The sequence below is a fragment of the Alistipes sp. AM16-43 genome, from assembly GCF_003435745.1.
GTDB classification, from domain to species: Bacteria; Bacteroidota; Bacteroidia; order Bacteroidales; family Rikenellaceae; genus Alistipes; species Alistipes onderdonkii.
Genome location: NZ_QTUQ01000002.1, coordinates 347,340 through 370,471, shown reverse-complemented (window position 1 = coordinate 370,471; position 23,132 = coordinate 347,340). Strand labels below are relative to the sequence as shown.

Genomic DNA, 23,132 nt, shown 5'->3' with positions numbered 1-23,132 from the left:
GTCGTTTAAAATATCGCTTTTGCAATCTTGATGATGTTGTCGGCCTTGCCCATCGGGTAGTAGTGCAGGACGGGGACGCCCGCTTCGACCAGCTCCCGGCTCTGGGCGACAGCCCACTCGGTTCCGATTTCGCGGACGGCCTTCGGGTCGTCCTTGTGGCGCAGCACCTCGCGCCCGAGTTCCTCGGGGATATGGCAGCCGAAGGTCTGGGGCAGTAGTGTCAGGTGGCGCACCGTCGATAACGGCTTGATGCCCGGGATGATCGGGACGGTGATGCCGGCCTCACGGCACCGGCGCACGTAGTCGAAGAACCGCGCGTTGTCGTAGAAGAGCTGCGTGACGACGTATTCCGCCCCGGCGTCGACCTTCGCCTTGAGGCAGGCGATGTCGGCCTCGGGCGAGGCGGCTTCCTCGTGCATCTCCGGGTAACCCGCCACGCCGATCGAGAATTTCGAGTGGTGGCACTCCTCGACCTCGCCGTCGACGAACTGGCCGCGGTTCATGGCCGCGATCTGCCGCACGAGGTCAACGGCATGCGTATGTCCCTGCGGGTGGGGCATGAAGAACTTTTCGTTCTGCGACTTGTCGCCGCGCAGCGCCAGTACGTTGTGCAGGCCGAGGAAATCGAGGTCGATCAGCGCATCCTCGATGTCGTATTTCGACTGCCCGCCGCAGATCAGGTGCGGCACGACTTCCACGCCGTATTTCTTCTGGATGGCGGCCGAGATGCCTACCGTGCCGGGGCGGCGGCGCACGACGTGCCATTCGACGCTGCCGTCGGGGCGCACCGCCTGCTTGATGCCTTCGCGGTGGAACGTCACGTTGATGTAGGCCGGGTCGAAGCCGATCAGCCGGTCGATGCTTCCGAAGACGCCGCAGCAGCCGTCTCCTTTGAGCGGCGGCAGCAGTTCGAAGGCAAAGCGCGTACGGCGTTCCGAAATGGCTTTATTGATGATGTCTACGACATTCATGGGGTTTAGATATTATGCGGTATGAGTTTTTTGACCAGTTCGACATCAAGCCCGAGGCGCCGGGCATAGTCGAGCAGTTGTTCGGTGTCGACCGTGCCGACCGAGAAGTAGTCCGCGTCGGCCAGCAGCAGTCCGCAGAGTGCCTCCCCGGGATCGACCATGTAATTTTCCGTGAGTTTCATGCCCGTGGTCAGCTCAGCCGCCAGCAGGTCGAAGACCTCGCGCTTGAGCGAATGGTCGGGTGACGCCGGGTAGCCGAACGCCATCCTGCGGCCGCGGTATTCGCCGCGGATGACCTGCCGGGGAGTGGGCGCTTCGCCGGTTTCGTAGCCCCACATCTGCCGCCGCACGAACGAGTGCACGGCTTCGGCGAACGCCTCGGTCAGGCGGTCAGCCAGCAGCTTGGCCATGATGGCGTTGTAGTCGTCGCCCGCAGCGTGGAATTTTTCGCACAGCTCCTTCAGCCCGATGCCCGCCGTCACGGCGAAGCAGCCGATCCAATCGCCTTTGGGGGCGATGAAGTCCGCCAGCGAGAGGTTTTCCTGCCCGCGGGTCTGGTTGCGGAGCATCGCCAGGCGGTGTTCGCGGCCCTTGGGGTCTGTGATCCAGATGTCGTCGCCCTCGGAACGCGCCGGGAAGATGCCTACGGCGGCCTGCAGCGTGAGCAGTCGCTCGTCGCGGATACGTGCCAGCAGCGCCTGCGCGTCGGCGAATACCTTGCGGGCCTCCTCCCCCTTTTCGGGGTGGTCGAGGATCTCGGGGTAACGCCCTTTCAGCCCCCATGCCGGGAAAAAGAAGTTCCAGTCGATGTAGGGCTCGGCATCGGCCACGTCGAAATCGGGGAAGACCATCCGTCCGGGGTGCGCCGGTACGACGGGACGGTGCGGTGTGGCGCCCTTGCGGGCTTTGCGCGCCTCGGCGATCGGGATCAGGTTGCGCGTGCGCTCGGCGTGCTCGTATTCGCTCCGCATAGCCTGCTGTCCGGTGCGGACTTTGTCGGCGTAAAGCGCCCCGTCGGGGCCCAGCAGTTGTGCCAGTATCTGGCTGTTGCGGCTGGCGTTGGGCGAATGGACAACCACGCCCGCGTAGACCGGGGCGATCTTCACCGCCGTGTGCAGGTCGGAGGTCGTCGCCCCGCCGATGATGACCGGGATGCGCAGGGCGCGGCGTTCCAGCTCCTCGCAGACATGCGCCATCTCGTCGAGCGACGGGGTGATCAGCCCGCTCAGGCAGATGCAGTCGGCGCCCCACGCCACCGCCTCGTCGACGATGCGCTGCGACTCGACCATCACCCCCAGATCCTTTATTTCGTATCCGTTGCAGGCCATCACGACCGCCACGATATTCTTTCCGATGTCGTGCACGTCGCCTTTCACGGTGGCGATCAGCACCTTGCCCGCGCGGTTCGACACCCCGGCCGCCCCCTGCTCAATGTAGGGCGTAAGCGCCGCCACGGCGCGCTTCATCACGCGGGCGGTTTTCACCACCTGCGGCAGGAACATCTTGCCTTCGCCGAAGAGCGTGCCGACATGCTCCATGGCGGGCATCAGCAGCGTGTCGATCACGGCCATCGGGCTGCCCAGGGTTTCGTAACCCTCCAGCGCATCCTGCTCGATGAAATCCGCCACGCCTTTGAGCATTGCGTGGCCGATGCGCTCGCCGAGCGTCCCCGCGCGCCATGCGTCGGGAGCCTGGGGCTGCGTCTGGGCAACCGTGCGCACTTGCTGGGCATATTCGGTGAGCCGTTCGGCAGCGTCCGGACGCTGGCAGAGGATCACGTCCTCGACCCGTTCGAGCAGTTCGGGCTCTATCTCGCTGTAAACCCGCACCATCTGCGGGTTGACGATGCCCATGTCCATCCCGGCGCGGATGGCGTGGTAGAGGAACGCCGAGTGCATCGCCTCGCGCACGGCGTTGTTGCCGCGGAAGGCGAACGAGAGGTTCGACACGCCGCCCGAGACCTTGGCATGGGGCAGGTTCCGCTTGATCCAGCGCGTGGCGTCGATAAAGGCTTTGGCATAGCTGTCGTGCTCGGGGATTCCCGTCGCCACGGCCAGCACGTTGGGGTCGAAGATGATGTCCTCGGTAGGGAATCCCGCATCGGTGAGCAGTTTGTAGGCGCGTGAGGCCACCTCCGTCTTACGTTCGTAGGTGTCGGCCTGTCCCCGCTCGTCGAAGAGCATCACCACGGCGGCCGCGCCGTAGCGGTGTATCTCCTGTGCGCGGCGCAGGAATTCGGCCTCGCCCTCCTTGAGCGAGATGGAGTTCACGACGGCCTTGCCCTGCGTGACCTGCAACCCGGCCACGAGCACCTCCCATTTCGACGAGTCGATCATCGCCGGCACGCGGGCTATCTCGGGTTCCGACGCCATCAGGTTGAGGAACGTGCGCATGGCCTCCGCACCGTCGATCAGCCCGTCGTCCATGCAGACGTCGACGATCTGTGCCCCGGCGTCGACCTGGGCGCGGGCGACGGAGAGCGCCTCCTCGTAGTTGCCCTCGCGGATCAGCCGCGCGAATTTGGCCGAGCCTGCGACGTTGGTGCGTTCGCCGACGTTCACGAAATTGGCTTCGGGGACGATGCGCAGCGGTTCGAGGCCGCTCAGCGTCGTGACATGTTTGGGTGCCGGCACGGGGCGCGGGGCGTAGTTCCCTGCGATCTTCGCCAGCTCGAAGATATGTGCCGGCGTGGTGCCGCAGCATCCGCCGACGATGTTTACCAGCCCGCGGCGCATGTATTCGCCGACGTCGCGGGCGAACATCTCGGGTGTTTCGTCGTAGCCGCCCATGACATTGGGGAGCCCGGCGTTGGGGTGTGCCGAGATGCGGAATTCGGCCACCGCGGCCAGCCGTTCGAGGTAGGGCATCAGCTGCCGGGCGCCATAGGCGCAGTTGAAGCCGACGGAGAGGAGCCGCGCATGCGATACCGAGGCGTAGAAAGCCTCGACGGTCTGTCCCGAGAGGGTGCGGCCGCTGGCGTCGGCCAGCGTGCCCGAGACCATGACGGGGATTGCGCGTCCGAGCTGTGCGGCCAGCGTGTCGATGGCGTAGAGGGCGGCCTTGGCGTTGAGCGTGTCGAAAACGGTTTCGACCAGCAGGATATCCGCGCCGCCGTCCACGAGGCCGCGCGCCTGGTCGGTGTAGGCTTCGGCCAGCTGTGTGAAGGTCACCTCGCGGGCTGCGGGGTTTCCGACGTCGGCCGACATCGAGGCCGTGCGGTTGGTCGGGCCCATCGAGCCCGCCACGAAACGGGGTTTGAGCGGGTTGCGGGCCGTGAATTCGTCGGCTGCGCTGCGTGCCACCCCGGCCGCCGCACGCGAAATCTCATAGGCGTATGCCTCCAGCCCGTAGTCGGCCAGCGACACGGCGTTGGCGTTGAAAGAGTCGGTCTCGATGATGTCGGCGCCCGCCTGCAGGTATTTTACGTGTATTTCGCGCACCGCCCCGGGGCGTGTCACCGCCAGCAGGTCGTTGCAGCCTTTGAGCAGTACGTTCCAGTCGCGGAACCGTTCGCCGCGGTAATCCTCCTCCGTGAATCCGTACTGCTGCACCATGGTGCCGAAGCCGCCGTCGAGCAGCAGGATGCGGGATTCGAGCGCCTCGTATAACTTGTTTGCCATTTACTTTCCGATGATTTCTATTTCGAAGAGTTTGCTCCAGTTCTTGCCCGTCACGAAGATGCGCTTCCCGGCGGCATCGTATGCGATGCCGTTCAATACGTCGGTCGTGGGCGTAACCTCCTCGTCGGGCAACAGTCCCGTGAGGTCTACGACCCCTTCGACTACGCCCGTCGTCGGGTCGATGATGACGATCTGGTCGGTCGTGTAGACGTTGGCCCACAACTTGCCGTCGATCCACTCCAGCTCGTTGAGGAAATTGATCGCCATGCCTTTGAGCGTCACCGTCGTGCGTTTCTCGCGTTTGAACGTCGCAGGGTCGAGCGTGTAGATATTGGCCGTGCCGTCCGACATGTAGAGCTTCTGCCCGTCGGTGGTCAGTCCCCAGCCTTCGCCGGGGTAGCGGAACTCCTTGATTTTCTTGCCTGTTTTCAGGTCGTAGACATAGGCTTTGTTCGATTGCCACGTGAGCTGGTACAACTTGCCGTCGAGCAGCGTGATCCCTTCGCCGAAATCCTCCTGCGGCAGCCGTGCGAACACCTCCGTGCGCCCGGTTTCGAGGTCGAGGGTCTGCACGACCGATTCGCCGTGCTCTCCGGTGCCTTCCCACAGCATGCCGTCGGCGAATTGCAGCCCCTGCGTATAACTGGTCGTCGGGTGAGGATATACCGCGCGGACGCTGTACGTGTATTCTTTCGGCGCGGCAGGAGCCTCGGGGCGTTTGGCACGGGCCTGATTTCCGCCGCACGACGCGAGCAGCAGGCCGAATAACAGAACGCTTGCGAACTTTTTCATTTTCTCTTTTTGAACATCGGATGCAAAGATACGAAAAACCCGGCATATGACGAATTTTTTGCCTATCTTTGCACAAACCTTGCGTCCCTTATGAGTAAAATATTTCCCAGGTTCTTTCTGCCTTTACTCGCTGCTGCATTCATCGTGGCTTGTATCCGTATCCCGAAACAACCGCAGACGACCGATCCCGACACCACGCCGCTGACTTACCGTTTCGACGGCGGTGCCGACCTGACCGCACTGTTCACCCTTCAGGCATCTTATATCGCTGCCGACGGACGGACACAGACCGAGCAGATCGCTTCGCTGCCGTGGGCGAAAGAGGTCGGTGTGTCCGCCCCTTTCGGTGCCCGTCTCGACGTCAGGTTCCGGAAAAAGGCCGACTATCCCCGGCAGGACGTATATGCTGTCGGTTTTTCGGGCGGAATCGACTGTGCCTCCGCGAATGCGGCGATTCCCCCCCCCTCGGCCTGAGCCGTGCCGGGGGTGCCGGCAATATCGTACGGCTGCGGTTCTCGCTTCCGGACGGGGTGTCCCCGGACGACGTTTCGCTGCGCTTCGCACCCCTCAAATACGACAAACATTTCGCGTTTACATTTACCTGCGACGATTCCTATGTCACGGCTTACTCCCTCGTCTGGAGCTTGATCAATGCCAGGTGGATCGACGACCGGGAATTCCGCCATTTGGACGGCATCCCCACCTCGGGTTATGTCCCTGACCATGCGCTTGTGATGACCGACGGCTGCGGCAACGACCGCCGCTTCGGGTTCAGCTGTTCCGTTTGGCCTACCTGGGGCAGGGCGGATGATCCCGCCAATACCTATGTCAAAGACCTTGTCCGGACAGGTGCCAACAGCATGTATATTTCGTGGGAAGAGTTGCGCCTGCTCTCCGATTTCGGCGTTTCGATGCTTTTCCACAACGTCGACGAGCGGGTTTACGGCAAGGCCGACCCGGCGCTGATCGCGCAGGGTTTCCGCGACGACTACGACAAAGTCTGTGAAAAACTCGGGCTGCGGATGAAAGTACTGGGGCTTCCCGACGGTAACGAGGCCTATGCCGAGGCGGCGCAGCAATCCGATCTGATCCATTTTACCCGCAACTCCCTCGCGTGGCAGACCCGCATTTATTTGCACACGTGCGGCGATTTGCGCAAAGGGCAGACCTACGGTGGCGGCAACAATTCCGATCCCGATAAAAAACTGGCCGAGTTGGCCGAACAGGCGGTTTCCGGCAACCCGTATTGGGTCGGACTTACGATCCACCGCGGCGACAGGAGCTATGCGGAGATGCTCGAAAAGGTTTACCGCCTTTATGGCAAAGCCGGCAGCGACGCGCTCTGGGTCGCTTCGTGGGACGAGGTTTACGAATATGTCGCCATGCGCGAAGGTGCCCGGATCCGCAAAGACACCGAGGGGCGTACGGTGACGTTCGAAATCGAAATGCCCGTGGACGAAAGCTTTTGGTTCCGCGATATTTCGCTTTTGGTCGACGGCCTCGGCGGCGATTGCGGCGTGGAGCCTTTGTCGGACAACATCGTCGGGCTGGCGCGTGCCCCGCGCGGCGGCGGGATGCTGGTCAACGTGAATTTCAATCCCCGGCTTCCGGCGCTGGCCGAAAAGTATACGGCAGTCTACGAACGCGAGTACACCGACGCGGCGCTCGCCGATGCCCGCTATTTCGTCTCTCAGTTGCTGCCGTCGCTCGCGGCGCCGTTTGAACAACGGCTCGGTGCCGTCGTCGCACCGTCGCAGGGCGAGCTCGCCGCAGGACGCATCGAAGCTTACCTCGCCCAGATGGACGGGTATACTGTTACCGTGCAGCGCGACCTGCCTGCCGCAGAATAGGCTGGTACACATATATTTTAGAAAAAATTGTTGCTTTCTCGGTGAAAATCGCTATCTTTGCAACCCGATTTCGGAACGGAAAATAGGATAACAACAATATAGCAACCATTCATTATGAAGATCGTAAGAGAACAACGCGAAGAAAACAACTCGCTGCTCCGGGTGACGGTGGGCGAGGAGGATTACGGCCAGGCCGTCGAGAAGGAGCTGCGCGAGTACAAGCGCAAGGCCAATATCCCCGGTTTCCGTCCCGGCATGGTGCCCATGGGCCTTGTCAAGAAGATGTACGGCAAGGGCGTGCTGGCCGAACAGTCGTACCGCACGGCGTCGAACGCCGTGTTCGAATATCTCCAGAAGGAGAAGATCGACTATCTGGGCGACGTGATCCCTTCGGAGGAGCAGGGCGATTTCGATTTCGAAAACGGCAAGGAGTTCGATTTCGTGTTCGAGATCGGCGAGGCTCCCGAGATCAAACTCGATCTTTCGGACAAGGATAAGGTGATCTACCACAAGATCAAGGTCGACAAGAAGATGCACGACGACTACCGTGCCAACTACCTGCGCCGTTTCGGCCGCCTGGCCGATGCCGACGAGGTGACCTCGGACGAGGCGCTGTCCGTAACGCTCGACAACGGCGAGATGAACGTGGCCGACGCTTATGTCGGGTTGATCTCGATGTCGGAAGAAGAGCGCAAGCCGTTCATCGGCAAGAAGGTGGGCTTCAAGACCACGGTCAACGTCAACGAACTTTACAAGAACCCGTCGCAGCGCGCCGCCGTGCTGCAGGTCAAGGAGGACGAGCTGGAGGGCATCAATCCCGAATTCTCGCTGGAGATCACCAAGATCCGCAAGTTCGCCGAACCGGAGCTGAACGAGGAGTTCTTCAAGATGGCCTTCCCCGCAGGCGAGGTTACCGACGAGGCCGGGCTGGATAAGTTCATCGACGCACAAATCGGGCAGGAGCTCCGCCGCGAAAGCGATTACCTCTTCACGCTCCAGCTGCGTGACTACCTCGTGAAGAAGGCCGCGCTGAAGATGCCCGAGAAATTCCTCAAGCGCTGGCTCTTCACCATCAACGAAGGCAAGTTCTCGATGGAGGATATCGACAAGGATTTCGGCCAGTTCCTCAAGATGTTCACGTGGAACTACCTCCAGAAGCATTTCATCAAGCAGGACAACCTCTCCGTGAGCAAGGAGGAGGCGCTTGCTGAGGCCAAGTCGCTGGCCGCCGCGCAGTTCGCGCAGTACGGCATGCCGTCGGCGCCCGAGGACATGCTCGCCGGCTATGCCGAGAAGATCCTCGCCGACAAGGATCAGGGCCAGAAGATCTACGAGAAACTCTACGAGACGAAGGTCGTGGAAGATGTGAAATCGAAGATCAAGGTGACGGAAAAGGCCGTATCTGCGGAGGATTTCGCTAAATTGGCCCAGGCACTTTAGTATTTGCGGAAAAAATCTTATCTTTGGACTTTGCAGGCGTGATGTTTGCAAAGTCCTTTTGTTTGATGAAAACTCTTCACAATATGTCAGAATTTGAAAAATACGCACGGAACCATTGCGGTATCAGTTCGCTGAAACTGCATGACTTCCAGTCGGTCAGCGCATCGTATGTGTCGCCGACGATCATCGAGGAGCGTCAGCTGAACATCGCAACGATGGATGTCTTTTCGCGCCTGATGATGGATCGCATCATCTTCCTCGGCGCGCCGATCTACGACGACGCGGCCAATATCATCCAGGCACAGTTGCTTTTCCTCGAATCGGTCGATCCCGAAAAGGACATACAGATATATATTAATTCACCCGGCGGGTCGGTTTCGGCCGGATTGGGTATTTACGACACCATGCAGCTCGTCAATTCCGACGTGGCGACCATCTGCACCGGGCTGGCGGCCTCGATGGGAGCCGTGCTCCTGACTGCCGGCGCCAAGGGCAAGCGCTCGGCGCTGCCCCATTCGCGGGTGATGATCCACCAGCCGCTGGGCGGGGCGCAGGGACAGGCGTCGGACATCGAGATCACGGCGCGCGAGATCATGAAAACCAAGCGTGAGCTGTACGAGATACTCGCGGCGCATTCGGGCGTCTCGGTCAGGAAGATCGAAAAGGACGCCGACCGCGATTACTGGCTTTCGGCCCGCGAGGCGAAGGAGTACGGGCTGATCGACGAGGTACTTTCAAAACGCGTGAAGTGATGGCACAGAATAAGAACAACAATAACCATCGGGGCGGAACGGGCGGCGACAGCTGCTCGTTCTGCGGTGCCAAGCGCGGGGATGTGGAGATCATGTTCCAGGGCGTGGACGGCGCCAATATCTGCAACAAATGTATCGAGAACGGCTATAAGATCATCGTTGAGAACGACGTGGCCTCGGAGCAGCGGCGTGCCGCTGCGGCACCTTTCAAGATGGAGGAGTTGCTCAAGCCGGCGCAGATCAAGGAGTTCCTCGACCAGTATGTCATCGGGCAGGACGACGCCAAGCGTTATATGTCGGTAGCGGTCTACAACCACTACAAACGGCTGCTCTACGCCCCCAAGGACGACGACATCGAGCTCGACAAGTCGAACATCATCCTCGTGGGGCCCACCGGTACGGGCAAGACGCTCATGGCGCGCACGATCGCCAGGTTGCTCAAGGTGCCTTTCACGATCGTCGACGCCACCGTGCTGACCGAGGCTGGCTATGTGGGCGAGGATGTCGAGAGCATCCTTTCGCGGCTGCTTCAGGTTGCCGACTACGACGTGGCACAGGCCGAGCGGGGCATCGTTTTCATCGACGAGATCGACAAGATCGCGCGCAAGGGCGACAATCCCTCCATCACGCGCGACGTCTCGGGCGAAGGCGTGCAGCAGGCGCTGCTGAAGATACTCGAAGGGACGGTGGTGAACGTACCGCCCCAGGGCGGGCGCAAACACCCCGAGCAGAAGTTCATCCAGGTCGACACGCGCAATATCCTCTTCATCTGCGGCGGAGCGTTCGACGGCGTGGAGAAGAAGATCGCCCAGCGTCTGAACACCCGCGCCATGGGATACGGGCGCCTGAATGCCGACCGGATCGACCGCGGCAACCTGATGCAGTACATCACGCCGCAGGATCTCAAGTCCTTCGGGCTGATTCCCGAACTGGTGGGCCGTCTCCCGGTGCTGACCTACATGCAGCCGCTTTCGCGCGAGGCGCTGCGCTCGATCCTCACCGAGCCGAAGAATGCCATCGTCAAACAGTACAAGCGCCTGTTCGAGCTGGACGGCGTGAAGCTCTCGTTCGACGAGGCGGTGCTGGACTACATCGTCGACAAGGCCGTCGAATTCAAGCTCGGCGCCCGCGGCCTGCGCTCGATCTGCGAGGCGATCATGATGGATACGATGTTCGACATTCCCTCGACGGATGCGCGGAAATTTACCGTTACTTTGCCTTATGCAAAGAAAAAGATAGAAAAAGCAAATATTTTGGAGTTAAAACAGGTTGGATAATATCTTTTTTATTACTTTTGCAGCGAGAACCCTAAGACAAAACCATAAAACCACAGACTGATATGTCATCTACCAATTCCAAACTGACCCGTGTGGCCGACAATATCCGTATCCTTTCGGCCGCCATGGTCGAGAAAGCCAAATCGGGGCATCCCGGCGGCGCCATGGGCGGTGCCGACTTCGTGACGGTGCTCTATACCGAGTTCCTGCGTTACGACCCCGATAACATGGCTTACCCCTACCGTGACCGTTTCTTCCTCGATCCGGGGCATATGTCGCCGATGCTCTACTCGGTGCTGTCGCTGGCTGGATACTATACGACCGAAGACCTGCAATCGCTGCGCCAGTGGGGCAGCGTGACGCCCGGCCACCCCGAGGTGGACGTGATGCGCGGTGTGGAGAATACCTCCGGCCCGCTCGGGCAGGGACATGCCATGGCGCTGGGCGCCGCCATCGCGGAGCGGTTCATGGCGGCCCGCTTCGGCGAGTGGATGGCGCACAAGACCTATGCCTACATCTCCGACGGCGCCGTCGAAGAGGAAATCTCGCAGGGCGTGGGACGCATCGCAGGGCATCTGGGGTTGAGCAACTTCATCATGTACTACGATTCGAACAACATCCAGCTCTCGACCAAGGTCGATGAGGTGGACACCGAGAACGTGGCCATGAAATACGAAGCCTGGGGCTGGAACGTACTGTCGGTCGACGGGCACAATATCAATGAAATCCGCGAGGCGCTCGTGGCGGCCAACTCCGAAACGGAACGCCCGACGCTCATCATCGGCCATACGGTCATGGGCAAGGGGGCCCGCGCTACCGACGGCGGAAGCTTCGAGGACAAGGTGTCGACCCACGGGCAGCCGCTTACGGCGGCTGGCGCCGATTTCGCCGCCACGGTGAAAAACCTCGGGGGCGATCCCGAAAACCCGTTCTTCGTGTTCGACGAGAGCCGCGAGGCCTTCGCCGAGCGCCGCGAAGCGCTCCGTGCATGGGCTGCCCGCCAGGCCGGGGTCGAGAAGACGTGGCGCGGCGAGCACGGCGACTTGGCCCGCAAGCTCGACATGTTCCTTTCGGGGCGCCTGCCCGAGATCGACTATAAGTCCATCGAGGTAAAGGCCGGCGTTGCGACGCGGGCGGCATCGGCCACGGTGCTGGGCGTCTTTGCCGAGAAGATCGAAAATATGATCGTGGCTTCGGCCGACCTCTCCAATTCGGACAAGACCGACGGGTTCCTCAAGAAGACCAAGGCCTTCACGAAGGGCGACTTCAGCGGCAAGTTCTTCCAGGCGGGTGTTTCGGAGCTGACGATGGCCTGCGTGGCCAACGGTATGGCGCTGCATGGCGGCGTGATTCCGGCCTGCGGCACCTTCTTCGTCTTTTCGGACTACATGAAACCCGCCGTGCGCCTTTCGGCGCTGATGCGCCTGCACGTGATCTATGTCTGGACACACGACTCGTTCCGCGTGGGCGAGGATGGCCCGACGCACCAGCCCGTCGAACATGAGGCGCAGATACGCCTGATGGAGCATCTGAAGAACCATCACGACGAGCGTTCGATGCTTGTGCTGCGTCCTGCTGACGGCGATGAGACGGTCATGGCCTGGAAACTGGCCGTCGAGGAGCACCGCCCCGTGGCGCTCGTGCTCTCGCGCCAGAACATCAAAACGCTGCCGGCATTGGGTACGAGCCGCCGCGAAGAGGCCGCGCAGGTTTCGAAGGGCGGTTACGTGGTGATGGATTCGGCCAAACCCGAGGTCGTCATGGTGGCTACCGGTTCGGAGGTCGCTACGCTTGTCGAAGGGGCCGAACTGCTGGCTGCCGAAGGTATTTCGGTGCGCGTGGTGAATGTCCCGAGCGAGGGCTTGTTCCGTGACCAGCCCAAATCCTATCAGGAGGGCATCCTGCCTGCCGGCGTTGTCCGCTACGGTCTGACGTCGGGGCTTCCCGTGAACCTGCTCGGGCTGGTGGGCGAGAAGGGTATGATCCACGGCCTCGACCACTTCGGCTGGTCGGCTCCCTACACGGTGCTCGACGAGAAGTTCGGCTATAATGGTGCCACGGTGGCTGCGGAGGTCAAGAAGCTGCTCGGTAAATAATCGCCCGGGTTCCCCGCGCCCGAATGTGCGGAGAGCCCGAATTACACAATGGACAAGGCCCCGAAATCATATTCGGGGCCTTGTTTGCAAGGCGGTCGTCGCACCGGAATTCCGCAGTCCGGAACCTGCCGGGATCGTTTCTGTCGGGCGCAGCCCGGAATCGTGGCCTGTCCGGGTTTTTCCGGGCAAGACCCTATTGCATGTAGAGTGTGACCCGGTCGTAGTATTGCCCGTCGATGAAAAGTTCGCCTGTCAGCCTGCCCCGGCGGATGTATACGTTGCGCAGTTCGCGCGGGTAATCGGCCCGCCCGTAGCTGATGTAGATTTTGTCGTCGTAGGCGTCCCACTGGATGTTGAGCGTGTCGAGGTAGCGCCCCGTGTCGGCGTAGCGGAGCTCGTCGGTGCCGAAGCCGTCCGCCCCGAAATAGACATAGCTGTCCAGAGGGATGCGCCCGTCCTGGTAGAATCCCAGGTCGCCCGCCCAGACTCTTCCCGAGAGCGTGTCGTACAGGTCGTCGTCATCGTTGTCGCAGCCCGTGAAGGCCACGGCGGCGCACAGGAGCAGTGCGGCGAGGAAAAATCTTTTCATATACGGTGTGTTAAGAATTGTCGGATGCAAAGGTATGTTTTTTTTGCATATTGTGAAAATCCTGCGTATCTTTGCAGTCCCGTCTGTCAAGCGGGAAAATGTGGAAAGATTTGACTGATTGCAACCACAGTAAAAAATTGCTAAAACAGCTTATTTTTTATTCCAACAGCCAATTTTTCCCATTTTATACGTTTAACCATTAAAAATGTATGAAAATGGGCTTTTTGTTTACATCGGAGTCGGTGTCCGAGGGGCACCCCGATAAAGTTTCAGACCAGATTTCCGACGCCATCCTCGACGAATTCCTGCGTCGTGATGCCAATTCGAAGGTCGCCTGCGAAACGCTGTGCACCACCGGACTGGTGGTCGTGGCGGGTGAGGTGCGCTCGGATGCGTATGTCGACGTGCAGGGCGTGGCGCGCCGCGTCATCAACCGCATCGGCTACACGAAGAGCGAGTATCAGTTCGACTGCAATTCGTGCGGTATCTTGTCGGCCATCCACGAGCAGTCGTCCGACATCAACCAGGGCGTCGTGCGTGCCGCCGAGGAAGACCAGGGCGCCGGCGACCAGGGCATCATGTTCGGCTATGCCTGCAACGAGACCCGCGAGATGATGCCTGCGACGCTGATCCTCTCGCACGTCATCCTCAAGGAGCTGGCCGTCATCCGCCGTGAAGGCGAGGTGATGACTTACCTGCGCCCCGACTCGAAGTCGCAGGTGACGATCGAGTACGACGAGCGGACGAACAAACCGCTGCGCGTGCATACCATCGTGGTGTCGACGCAGCACGACGAGTTCATCCTGCCCGGCAACGGCCTCACGGAGAAAGAGGCCGAGGAGCGGATGCAGGAGCGCATCCGCGAGGATGTGCGCACGATCCTCATCCCGCGCGTCAAGGCGCGCCTGGAGCGGGCCGGCGACAAGCTGGCCGGTCTGATCGGCGACGATTACATCCTGCACGTGAATCCCACGGGCAAATTCGTGATCGGCGGCCCCCACGGCGATACCGGCCTCACGGGGCGCAAGATCATCGTCGATACCTACGGCGGCCGCGGCGCACACGGCGGCGGCGCTTTCTCGGGCAAGGATTCGTCGAAGGTAGACCGCTCGGCGGCCTATGCTGCCCGGCATATCGCCAAGAACCTGGTGGCGGCAGGCGTCGCCGACGAAGTGCTCGTCGAGTTGTCCTACGCCATCGGCATCGCCCAGCCGCTGTCGATCTACGTCGACACGTACCGTTCGCCCCGCCCCGCGGCGCTGGAGGGGATGACCGACGGCGAAATCGCCCGCCGCATTGGCAGGCTTTTCGACCTGCGCCCCGCCGCGATCGTGAAACGCTTCGGGCTGAAGAACCCGATCTTCGAGGCTACGGCTTCCTACGGGCATTTCGGCAACCGTCCTTATAAGCAGGTCGAGAAGGTCTGGGAGAACGGCCGCGAAGTGGAACGCGAGATCGAGTATTTCGGATGGGAGAAGCTCGACGCGGTGGATTGCATCCGTAAAGAGTTCGGGCTGTAACGCTCCGGGATACGGCAGATCGGGACATTCGGCGCGGATGTCCCGATTTTTGCCTATATCCGCATACTAACCGGACGTTTTAGTTCGTTTGTCCTACGAAATAAAAAAATTAATAGCCTATGGCGGAAGTTGCCTCTGATTAATTTATTGAACCAATTAGTGATTATGAAAAAGGCATTTTTAATTTTAGGAGTAGTTGCCGTGTCGGTCGCAGCGGGCGGATTTACGGCTTGGAAAGTTGCCGCGCCCCGCGAGGGTTCGGTGCAATACATCGAGCGTGAGGTGGAACGTACGCCCGCGCTGGGAACACATTTTACGTCATACCAGGCCGAGCAGTACCCTGACCTGACGTACGCCGCCGAGAACGCGGTGAAAGCCGTCGTCAACATCGAGGCCGTACAGCAGGTAGAGATGCCCCGGCGCCGGGGTTACGACCCGTTCCTGGAGTTCTTCGGCATCCCGCAGGGGTATGACGAAGGGCCGCAGTTCCGCGAGCAGCGTGCCGGCGGTTCGGGTGTCATCATCTCCGAGGACGGTTATATCGTCACCAACAACCACGTCGTGGACGGGGCCTCGAAGCTCAAGGTGAAACTCAACGACGGCCGCACGTTCGAGGCCAAGCTCATCGGCAAGGACTCGGCGACCGACCTCGCGCTGCTGAAAATCGAGGCCGCAGACCTGCCGACCGTGCCGTTCGGTTCGTCGGACGCACTGCGCCTGGGTGAGTGGGTACTGGCGATCGGTTCGCCCTTCGACCTGCAATCGACCATCACGGCCGGCATCGTGAGCGCTAAGGCGCGTAACCTGGGCGTGATCCCCAACGATTTCAGCATCGAGGCTTTCATCCAGACCGATGCTGCGGTAAACCCGGGTAATTCGGGCGGTGCGCTGGTCAATACACACGGCGAACTGGTGGGTATCAACACCCTGATCAAGTCGCAGACGGGCAGTTACGTGGGTTATTCGTTCGCCATCCCCGAGTCGATCGTCCGCAAGGTGGTCGTCGATCTGAAGGAGTACGGCATCGTGCAGCGTGCGCTGCTGGGGATCCGGTATGGCATCGTCGATCAGGACTTCATCGACAACATGGGTGAGGAAACCGGTATCAAGGAGCTGGGCGGCGCCTATGTCAGCAGCGTCGTCGAAGGCGGTTCGGCCTCCGAGGCCGGCATCCGCAAGGGCGACGTCATCCTGGACATCGACGGCGTGAAGATCAACGACAATGCGACGCTCTCCGAGCAGATCGGACGCCGCCGACCCAACGATAAGGTTAAATTATCGGTAAAAAGAGACGGCAAGGTGAAACAAATTGACGTTACATTGCGTAATAAAGCAGGTAAAACGGAATTAATTACCAAAGAAGACGTCGATATGGTCGAGGTTCTCGGAGGTAAGTTCGCCGATGCGGGCGCCAAACTCTGCCGTGAGCTCGATATCAAGGGCGGCGTGCAGGTGGTCGGCATCAAGGCCGACGGAATTCTGGCCCGCGCCCGCGTTAAGCAGGGATTTGTGATTACCCACATCAACGACCGTCCGGTCTATTCGCTCTCCGACATGGAGCGCATGACCGACAAGGTGCGTTCGATCGACGGCATCTATCCCAACGGCCGTGCTGCAAGCTACGTGCTTGTGGAATAGCAGGACGACCCGGGCGGGTTTTGTTTGAGAAGCTAATTTTTTAGGAGGTTAAATAAGAACATGCGTCAATTAAAGATTACCAAGTCCATCACCAACCGCGAGAGCGCTTCGCTGGACAAGTACTTGCAGGAGATCGGCAAGGAGGAGCTCATCACGGTCGAAGAGGAGGTGGAACTCGCCCAACGGATCAAGAAGGGAGACCAGGAAGCCCTGGAGAAACTGACCAAAGCCAATCTGCGCTTCGTGGTCTCCGTAGCCAAGCAATACCAGAACCAGGGACTGAGCCTTCCCGACCTGATCAACGAAGGTAACCTGGGCCTTATCAAGGCTGCCGAGAAGTTCGACGAAACCCGCGGCTTCAAGTTCATCTCGTATGCCGTATGGTGGATTCGCCAGTCGATCCTTCAGGCTTTGGCCGAGCAGTCGCGCATCGTGCGCCTGCCGCTCAACCAGGTGGGGTCGCTCAACAAGATCAACAAGGCATTCGCCCGCTTCGAGCAGGAGCATGAGCGCACCCCGTCGCCCGAGGAACTGGCCACGGAGCTGGAACTCCCCAAGGAGAAGGTCACCGACACGCTGCGTGTCGCCGGCCGCCACGTCTCGGTCGATGCCCCGTTCGCCGACGGCGAGGACAACTCGCTGCTCGACGTGCTGGTGAACCCCGATTCGCCCAATGCCGACAGGGGGCTGATCAACGAGTCGCTTTCGACCGAGGTCGACCGTGCGCTCGAGACCCTTACGGAACGTGAGCGCGACATCATCAAGTATTTCTTCGGTATCGGGACGTCGGAGATGACCCTCGAGGAGATCGGCGAGAAATTCGACCTGACGCGCGAACGCGTGCGCCAGATCAAGGAGAAGGCGATCCGCCGCCTGCGCCACTCGTCGCGGTCGAAACTGCTGAAATCCTACCTTGGGTAAACGGTATTGTGATCGTAAAATCCCGGACTAAATCAGTTAGTCCGGGATTTTTTTGTGCCTTTCGCTTCCCTTTACAGCAACAACCCGAGCGTGAGCAGCAGTCCGAACAACAGGATATTGCGTGACGTGGCGCCCAGGATGGCGTTCAGTTCGCGGCCGCGGCCGATCCGTACCATGCGGCGCCATGCAGCGACATGCGGCGGCAGGTAGAGCAGCGGCAGGAGTGCCGCCCATGTCCGCCCGTCGCCCCAAAGCCCGAGGCAGAGCGCTGCGGCCGCGAATCCCGACAGCAGGTAGAGCCGTTGTCCTGCCCGTTCGCCCAGGCGGACGACGAGCGTCCGTTTGCCGCTGCGGGCATCCTGTTCGCGGTCACGGTAGTTGTTGACCATCAGCAGAGTGTCGATCACCAGGCCGCAGGCTGCCGCGACGACCGCCACTTGCCATGTCCAGCCGCCGCAGAGGACGTAGTACGTGCAACCGACCGGGACGAATCCGAAGAAAAGCAATACGAGCATGTCGCCCCAGCCGTGGTAGGCCAGCGGGTAAGGCCCGGCCGTGTAGAGGAATGCGAAGAGGACGCAGGCGGCGCCGACGGCGATGAGCCACCAGCCTCCGTAGGCGATGAGCCCGCAGCCCGCGGCGCAGGCGGCGAGAGTAGTGGCGGCGATGCCCCGCCGCATGGACTTCGGAGTGATCCACCTCTGGGCGCAGGCGCGTTCAGGCCCCAGGCGGTCTTCTCCGTCGGAGCCTTTCAGGTAATCCCACAGGTCGTTTATCAGGTTGGCGTCGATCTGCATCAGCAAGGCGAATGCGAGGCAGAGTACCGCGGGCAAGAGGACGAACCCGCCGTCCGCCGCCGCAAGGCCGCAGCCCAGCATCACCGGGACGGCGGCTCCGGTCAGAGTCTTGGGACGTGCCGCAAGCAGCCATGCCCGCAGGGAATCGGTGCGTATCTCTTTTGTAGTCATCGTTTCGGTTTGTGGGCGCGGGGCTATCCCGGATTTACCACACGATGGGTTCCTGCCCCACGCTGCGGAGGTATTCGTTGGCGCGCGAGAAATGGCGGCAGCCGAAGAACCCGCGGTAGACCGACAGCGGCGAGGGATGCACGGCCTTGAGTATGCAGTTGCGCTGCGGGTCGGCGATGGCGCCTTTTTTCTGTGCATAGCTGCCCCAGAGCATGTAGACGATACCCTGCTTGCGCTGGGCGATGGCGCGTACCACGGCGTCGGTGAAGGTTTCCCACCCATGCCCGGCGTGCGAGGCTGCCTCGTGGGCGCGGACGGTCAGCACGGCGTTCAGGAGCAGTACTCCCTGCTCGGCCCAGCGGTCGAGGTTGCCCGTCGGGGGGATGGGTGTCCCGGTGTCGTCGGAAACCTCCTTGAAGATGTTTTGCAACGAGGGCGGGAACGGCACGCCGTCGCCTACCGAGAAGCAGAGCCCGTTGGCTTGTCCGGGGCCGTGGTAGGGATCCTGGCCGATGATGACGACCTTCAGTTTGTCGAAGGGGCATTTGTCGAAGGCCCGGAAGATATTGCTGCCGCGCGGGTAGATGCGGTGCGTGGCATATTCCTGCCGTACGAATTGCGTAAGGGTGGCGAAATAAGGTTTCTCGAATTCGGGAGAGAGCAGTTCTTTCCAGTCGGGGGCGATCTTTACATCCATGTTGCAAGGTGGTTAAAGTGGTGTAAATGTAGTAAAAAGTTGGCAGATTCCTGTTATCTTTGCACAAGGATATGAAGAAAGCATTTTTGTTTCTGGCGTTGTGCCTGCTTGGTGCAGGCCGCGCAGCGGCTGCGGAACCCGCCGACAGTGTCCGCAATGTGATTTATATGATCGGCGACGGCATGGGCCTGGCGCATGTTTCGATGCTCGCCGTCGAAGGCGGCTATGCCCCGACGGCTTTCGACCGGGCTCAAGGTATTGCCCTGATCTCGACCTATTCGGCCAACAACCGGGTGACGGATTCCGCGGCTGCGGGGACGGCGCTGGCATGCGGGAGCAAGACCAATAACGGTACGTTGGGGCTGGATCCCCGGGGCGGGCGTCTGCAGTCGCTCATCGAGTGGGCGGTGGCCGAAGGGATGCCTGCGGGGATTGCCGTGAAATGTCATCTCCAGCATGCCACCCCTGCTGCATTTTACGCGCATGTCCCGGATCGGGGCGACGAAAAGGCCATTACGCGCGACCTGCTGGCGAGCAATATCGACGTGCTCATAGGTGCCGGCAGGCGGCTCGAAAAGGAGTCCCCCGAGGGCGGTTCGTATCGCGATGCGTTCGGCCGCCGCGGCTATGCGGTCGCCGGTTCGCTCGAAGAGGCGGAACCGGTTCGTGCGGGACGGTTGCTGTGTGCCGTGACCGATGAAAATATCCCGAAGACGATCCGGCGCGAAGATTACCTGCGCTGCGCCACGCAGAAGGCACTGGAAATACTCGCCCATAATGCCGATTCCGTCGGCCGCGGCTTTGTGCTGATGGTCGAGGGCTCGCTAATCGACGGTGCGTCGCATGGTAACGATGCGGAGAAGATACTGGCCGAAATGCGCGATTTCGAGCGTGCCGTGGCTGCGGCGATGGACTTTGCCGACCGCACGCCGGGGACGCTGGTCGTAGTGACGGCCGACCATGAAACCGGGGGGCTCGCCATCCCGAGCTGCGACGGTGATTTTACCCGCTCCGAGAGCGGTATCCGATATGTTTTCGGATCCAAAAGCCACACGGCGACCTACGTCCCCGTTTACCTTTATGGTACGGGTGCGGGGCATATTGCTGGGATAATGGACAACACGCAACTCGCCCGGCGGGTCATGGCGCTGCTCGGGAAGGAGTAGCCGTTTTTGTGCAGCGCGCCCGGTGCGGCCCCACCGGAAGGTCATGCCATTGTCCGGTAAACGGGGGCCGGGAATTACGCCCTGCCTGCACGGGTGATGCTGTTTCGGAGAATTGCTGCGCCGCCCGGCGGCAAACGGCTCCGGTTCCGCCCCGTATTAAATACAAACGGCGTCCACTGAACTCGGGGTGGACGCCGTTTGCTGCTTATGGTTGGTGCGATGCTTCGGAAAGCCTACTTTTTTTGGGTGCCATAGCCGACTACTAAAATCTCTTCCATGTCACCTTCCCGCTGTGCGGTGTCCTTGTCGTGAAGGATGCCTTCGGATGTCTGGACAGCGAAGTCTACCGGCATGCCGAATTTTACGCGTACGGCCTCTCCGCGCTGTTTGCCGGGCGTCCATTTCGGGGATTTGCCGATGACGCGCAGTACCTCGTCCGCAAGGGATTTATCGGGCGATTTGAATATTTCGGCATTGCCCACCGAGCCGTCCTTCTCGATGACGAACGTGACCAGGACTTTCCCGTAAATGTTTTTGCTGAGGGCTTCCGCCGGGTATTTCACGTTCATTTGTACCCACCGGCGGAATTCGTTGATGTCACCGCCGTTGAATTGCGGCGGGGTATCCACCACCAGGAACGGTTCTTCCCCGGAACTTTTGTTTTCACTGGTCTTAGTGTCCTGTGCCGTAGCAGTTATTCTGAAATCAACGGGCAGCGTATATCTCACACGCACCTTTTCGCCGCGCTGTTCGCCCGGTTTCCATTTGGGCGAAGCTGCGACGACGCGCCGCGTCTCTTCCGAGAATGCCTTGCCGGGGGTTTGAAGAATCTGGATGTTGCTTACCGAGCCGTCCTTTTCGACGACGAACGACAGGACGACACGCCCCTGTTCCCCGTTCTTGAATGCCTCGGCGGGGTATTTTATGTTTTTCTGCACCCATGCGCGAAAAGTGTTGAGGTCACCGTATCCCGGGTTGCCGCCCTCCTGCATCGGGAACAAGGGCATGGTCTCGGCGATCAGGAACGGCTGGTCGTCCTCCGTTTCCCCGGTTTCGCGGATGCTGCCGTCCTGAAACTCGGCCTGTGTCGTGGCGTTTCCAGTCTCCTGGCGGGCGTCCCCCGGGGTGGGCAGGGCCGTATCACCTTTGGTCGTTATGATTACTACGCCGTTGCGGGCTTCCTGCCCGTAGGTCGCTACGGCGGATTGGTCTTTGAGTACCGTTATGTTTTCGATGCGGCTCGGATCGAGCTTGTTTATGAAATCCGGGTTTACCTTGATTCCGTCGACCACCCAGAGCGGTTTGCCGGTCTGGGCCGAAAGCACCGGTGTCCCCGGGGTTTCGGATTCCAGCGTGATCCCGGTAAACTGCCGGGCTGCCTCTCCGACCTCCAGCAGGTGGGGTTTGCAACCGACGTAGGCGACTGTGAGTATTGATCCCTGCGGAGCGTAGATTTCCGCATGTCCCGATTTATCGGTGACAACGCCCTTTTGCGTGTCCTTTATCGTTATCACTGCTCCGGGCAGGGGTTCGCCATCCTTTAGTACCGTTACGGCGACCTGTTTCTCGGTGGTGGTCGCTCCTTCGTCCGACGAACTTGTTGCGGCCTTGTTTTCAGTTCGCTGCAAGACGACGACGGTGGCCTCCTTTTGGCTATGCCGCTTCGTATCGACCGTTGCCGATTCGTAGCCGGGATAGCTTACCAAAAGTTTGCTGCCGTCCGGGACGGTGATCTCGGCATGTCCGTCCGCATTGGTCACGGTGCCCTGTGTCGTACCTACGACCTGTACGATGGCGCCCGGGAGTGCCCCTTTGTCCTTGTTCCGGACATCTATCGACACCCTGCATGTCTTGTCCTTTTTTTCATCTCCGGCATGCTGTGTTTCCTGCCCGGGAGCGGTTTCGATACCGGTGCCGGTTGCCGGGGCGACGATCACTGCGGCGCGCGTAGTGAAAGAGAATGCGCACAGGAGCCCGATCAGGGCTGGCAGCGTACCTGCCAGCCGGAGCAGGCTGTGCCTGCTTTTTGTCTGCGTAGTCATCATTTTAAAGCGTTTTTTAGTAAGTGAGTTACGCAGCCCGTTGGCTATTTCCGGACTATAACCGAAAAGCTGCTTGAAGATCGTTTGCATGTATTCGGCCCTGTCGTAGCCGCTCGTGAGTACGTCGCTGTCGGCCTCGAACTCCTCGGCCTCGGTCAGCCGCCGTGCGGCGATCCATACGAAGGGGTTCCACCACAGGGCGGCTTTCATGGTTTCCATGACGATCCGCTCGAGGGAGTGGCGGTGGGCTATGTGGCTCGATTCATGGGCCAGGATCGCCCCCATCTCCGCGGCGGGTGTTGCGGTCCAGATGTAGATTGTGCGGAAAAACGAGAACGAAGCGATCTCCTGCCGCGTGCGCACGATCTTGTATTTGCCCGTACGGGTGACCTCCGCGCCGCGCCGGAGGCGCCGGATACGGAATACCTGCCACAACATGATGCCGAGGATCAGGGCTGCGCCCGCCAGGTAAAGCCCCAGGCACAGATGCCCGGGCGTGATGGCGTGCGCCTCGGCGTCGGGCAGCACTTCGGCCGTCCAGTCAGCGAGGTCGGGCGCAGTTACGGTCGGGGTCGCCACGATGACCTGCCCCGGCCATACGGGGATGCGTAGCAGGGGGATCAGTGCGGCTGCGGCCGTCGAGGCAAGCAGGTACAGGCGGCACCAACGGAATTTCACCCTGCGTTCGAGCAGGATGGTGTAGGCCGCTAACAGCACGCCGCTGCATGCGAGGACTTCGAGGGCATATATGGCCAGCGTTTTCATGGTCGTAAGGGCTTGGGGCGGAGCGGGC

Annotated in this window: 17 protein-coding genes; 10 read left to right on the top strand and 7 right to left on the bottom strand. The window is 60.7% G+C overall.

The genetic code is table 11. From position 1 onward, the window contains the following. Nucleotides 1-5 precede the first annotated feature (5 nt). The 3 genes from DW189_RS04710 to DW189_RS04700 are packed head-to-tail and all read right to left on the bottom strand — an operon-like array spanning nucleotide 6 to nucleotide 5,383. Nucleotides 6-971, bottom strand: coding sequence for a methylenetetrahydrofolate reductase (locus DW189_RS04710; RefSeq protein ID WP_117507048.1), 966 nt, complete (start codon nucleotides 969-971; stop codon nucleotides 6-8). 5 nt (nucleotides 972-976) lie between these two features. Then, nucleotides 977-4,591 (bottom strand): methionine synthase, encoded by a 3,615-nt coding sequence (gene metH, locus DW189_RS04705; RefSeq protein ID WP_117507047.1) that lies wholly within the window; start codon nucleotides 4,589-4,591, stop codon nucleotides 977-979. After that, nucleotides 4,592-5,383 carry a glutaminyl-peptide cyclotransferase gene (locus tag DW189_RS04700; RefSeq protein WP_117507046.1) on the bottom strand — a complete coding sequence of 264 codons (792 nt, stop codon included), beginning with the start codon at nucleotides 5,381-5,383 and terminating at the stop codon, nucleotides 4,592-4,594. It abuts the gene before it with no gap. 90 nt (nucleotides 5,384-5,473) lie between these two features. On the opposite strand from DW189_RS04700, the gene DW189_RS14390 reads away from it, so the two are divergent. The 6 genes from DW189_RS14390 (at nucleotide 5,474) to DW189_RS04675 (ending at nucleotide 12,798) form a co-directional block, all read left to right on the top strand. Continuing rightward, the gene (locus tag DW189_RS14390) at nucleotides 5,474-5,857 is read left to right on the top strand and encodes a hypothetical protein (RefSeq protein ID WP_181969289.1); all 384 of its coding nucleotides are present in this window, start codon (nucleotides 5,474-5,476) and stop codon (nucleotides 5,855-5,857) included. 56 nt (nucleotides 5,858-5,913) lie between these two features. Beyond that, complete coding sequence (locus DW189_RS04695; RefSeq protein WP_181969288.1) at nucleotides 5,914-7,233, top strand: hypothetical protein; 1,320 nt, start codon at nucleotides 5,914-5,916, stop codon at nucleotides 7,231-7,233. A gap of 114 nt (nucleotides 7,234-7,347) precedes the next feature. Beyond that, complete coding sequence (locus DW189_RS04690) at nucleotides 7,348-8,673, top strand: trigger factor (protein WP_117507044.1); 1,326 nt, start codon at nucleotides 7,348-7,350, stop codon at nucleotides 8,671-8,673. Between the two features lie 83 nt (nucleotides 8,674-8,756). After that, the gene (gene clpP, locus DW189_RS04685) at nucleotides 8,757-9,425 is read left to right on the top strand and encodes an ATP-dependent Clp endopeptidase proteolytic subunit ClpP (RefSeq protein WP_117507043.1); all 669 of its coding nucleotides are present in this window, start codon (nucleotides 8,757-8,759) and stop codon (nucleotides 9,423-9,425) included. Then, nucleotides 9,425-10,702, top strand: coding sequence for an ATP-dependent Clp protease ATP-binding subunit ClpX (gene clpX / locus DW189_RS04680; RefSeq protein ID WP_117507042.1), 1,278 nt, complete (start codon nucleotides 9,425-9,427; stop codon nucleotides 10,700-10,702). The genes clpP and clpX overlap by 1 nt, the downstream gene beginning before the upstream one ends. A gap of 62 nt (nucleotides 10,703-10,764) precedes the next feature. Further along, nucleotides 10,765-12,798: a transketolase family protein gene (locus DW189_RS04675; RefSeq protein WP_117507041.1), complete on the top strand. Its 2,034-nt coding sequence runs from the start codon at nucleotides 10,765-10,767 to the stop codon at nucleotides 12,796-12,798. 193 nt (nucleotides 12,799-12,991) lie between these two features. Here the strand turns inward: DW189_RS04675 and DW189_RS04670 are convergent, their stop codons facing one another. Continuing rightward, nucleotides 12,992-13,387 carry a hypothetical protein gene (locus tag DW189_RS04670; RefSeq protein ID WP_117507040.1) on the bottom strand — a complete coding sequence of 132 codons (396 nt, stop codon included), beginning with the start codon at nucleotides 13,385-13,387 and terminating at the stop codon, nucleotides 12,992-12,994. A gap of 215 nt (nucleotides 13,388-13,602) precedes the next feature. Between DW189_RS04670 and metK the strand changes: the two genes are divergently transcribed. The 3 genes from metK to DW189_RS04655 all read left to right on the top strand — a co-directional run bounded on the left by metK (nucleotide 13,603) and on the right by DW189_RS04655 (nucleotide 17,466). After that, entirely contained in the window at nucleotides 13,603-14,907 is a 1,305-nt protein-coding gene (gene metK, locus DW189_RS04665) for a methionine adenosyltransferase (RefSeq protein WP_022332880.1), read from the top strand. 165 nt (nucleotides 14,908-15,072) lie between these two features. Then, nucleotides 15,073-16,545, top strand: a complete 1,473-nt coding sequence (locus DW189_RS04660) for a Do family serine endopeptidase (protein ID WP_117507039.1) — start codon at nucleotides 15,073-15,075, stop codon at nucleotides 16,543-16,545. Nucleotides 16,546-16,605: 60 nt separating this feature from the next. After that, nucleotides 16,606-17,466 carry an RNA polymerase sigma factor RpoD/SigA gene (locus DW189_RS04655; RefSeq protein WP_010266169.1) on the top strand — a complete coding sequence of 287 codons (861 nt, stop codon included), beginning with the start codon at nucleotides 16,606-16,608 and terminating at the stop codon, nucleotides 17,464-17,466. 71 nt (nucleotides 17,467-17,537) lie between these two features. Here the strand turns inward: DW189_RS04655 and DW189_RS04650 are convergent, their stop codons facing one another. Next, nucleotides 17,538-18,434: a 1,4-dihydroxy-2-naphthoate polyprenyltransferase gene (locus tag DW189_RS04650; RefSeq protein ID WP_117507038.1), complete on the bottom strand. Its 897-nt coding sequence runs from the start codon at nucleotides 18,432-18,434 to the stop codon at nucleotides 17,538-17,540. Between the two features lie 34 nt (nucleotides 18,435-18,468). Continuing rightward, entirely contained in the window at nucleotides 18,469-19,131 is a 663-nt protein-coding gene (ung, locus tag DW189_RS04645; protein ID WP_117507037.1) for a uracil-DNA glycosylase, read from the bottom strand. A gap of 71 nt (nucleotides 19,132-19,202) precedes the next feature. Here ung and DW189_RS04640 point away from each other — a divergent pair, with 71 nt between their 5' ends. Continuing rightward, entirely contained in the window at nucleotides 19,203-20,297 is a 1,095-nt protein-coding gene (locus DW189_RS04640; protein WP_117507036.1) for an alkaline phosphatase, read from the top strand. 233 nt (nucleotides 20,298-20,530) lie between these two features. On the opposite strand, the gene DW189_RS04635 is transcribed toward DW189_RS04640, so the two are convergent. Continuing rightward, nucleotides 20,531-23,104 (bottom strand): M56 family metallopeptidase, encoded by a 2,574-nt coding sequence (locus DW189_RS04635; RefSeq protein ID WP_117507035.1) that lies wholly within the window; start codon nucleotides 23,102-23,104, stop codon nucleotides 20,531-20,533. Nucleotides 23,105-23,132 lie beyond the last annotated feature (28 nt).